Origin of the sequence: Agrobacterium bohemicum, from assembly GCF_002896715.1 — a bacterium.
Classification (GTDB): Bacteria; Pseudomonadota; Alphaproteobacteria; order Rhizobiales; family Rhizobiaceae; genus Agrobacterium; species Agrobacterium bohemicum.
Genome location: NZ_PGEL01000029.1, coordinates 1 through 1,343, shown reverse-complemented (window position 1 = coordinate 1,343; position 1,343 = coordinate 1). Strand labels below are relative to the sequence as shown.

2 protein-coding genes are annotated in these 1,343 nt (G+C 53.1%); both read right to left on the bottom strand.

The window, feature by feature from the left end:
* On the bottom strand, positions 1–122 hold a 122-nt coding region (locus tag CUC55_RS23730), incomplete at its 3' end, for a porin (protein WP_173645953.1).
* Between the two features lie 303 nt (positions 123–425).
* A partial coding sequence (locus tag CUC55_RS22615; RefSeq protein ID WP_067654058.1) for a porin occupies positions 426–1,343 on the bottom strand: 918 nt, incomplete at its 5' end.

Genomic DNA, 1,343 nt, shown 5'->3' with positions numbered 1-1,343 from the left:
TCGCAAACGCGAACGTATTCCATTGGTTCTGGCTCAGCAGCGACGATAGCGTCGGCAGCCTGTGCGCCAGATACTGCTGCGAGAGCTGCAGCGGAGCCGATCAAAAGGCTCTTAATGTTCATGGTGACCTCCAAGTCAATTCGTAGGAAACAGCGGGTGGGATGATGCTGTCCTTGAGGTGGATTAAANCCATAACGGTCGAGTCGCGCAATCTTGAACAGGCTGATTTNGCATCAATGACGAACTGTTGCCGCCATGCTGTTGCAACTTGGACACAAATCGACCGCAACTGGGTCGAAGTGTTAATGATGCCTTAAAGGCTATCGACCGAAAAANCTTTTATCGGCGTGACCGGATCATCAACAAAAANCAAAAAACCCGGCTCGAAAGCCGGGTTTTCCATCACTAACCAAAGTTAGATCAGATTAGAATGTGCGCTGAAGGCGAACGAAACCGTTAACCTGGTCGTCGCGACCATCTTCGTCGTAGTAGTTAACTGCGATCTTTGTGGAGAGGCCCTGTGTGATTTTGTAATCAACAGTTACGCCAGCCTGCCATGCGTCACGGTTCGAGAAGTCATCACCGCGACGAGCTGTGCCCGTAGGTACGAACGCTGTACCAGCAGCATTGAGGCCGCCGAGAACGATCGTATCAGCAACGCTACCGAAGTACTGGCCGCCTGGAGTGATTGTCAGCTTGTCAGTTGCCTTGATTGCGTATTCAGCAGCAACAGCCCATTCAGAGTTTGCATAGTAAGCGTTACCGCCGGAAGCCCAAATACCAGCAAGACCAAGGGTACCTGGACCAATGTCAGCAGTACCGATCAGGCGAACAGCGCCCTCTTCCTGGTCCACATCGTAAGAGCCGATCAGCTGAAGTGTTGCGCCGCCGAGCTTCGCACCAACGCCAGCCGTAACACCTACGTTGTTGTCAGCTTCCTGTGTGAATACGCCGAATGTGCCAGCAGGAACCGTAACGGTACCAGCAAAGTTAGCCAGCTGCGAGTTCACGCCTTCAAGTTCGTCAACCGAAATGCCAGCCCAGAAAGAGCCTGCATCGTAGGTGTAGCGAATGGAGTTGAAGAGAGCGTTCGTGGAGAGAACGTCGGACTCACCAGAGAGACCATCATCCCACCAGCTGTAGAACTTACCGACCTTCAGGCCGCCGAGTTCGATGAACGCCTGGTCAACGAATACGGAAGAAGAAGCAGAAGAACCGTTGTCAGCATTGCCACGGAAGCCGATGAAGCCACGCAGAGCGCCGAGCTCGGTGTCTGTCTTTGTGTCAACTTCGAACTGAGCGCGTGTGAACGAATCCCAGTCAGAAGTGCCAGAAAGGTCACG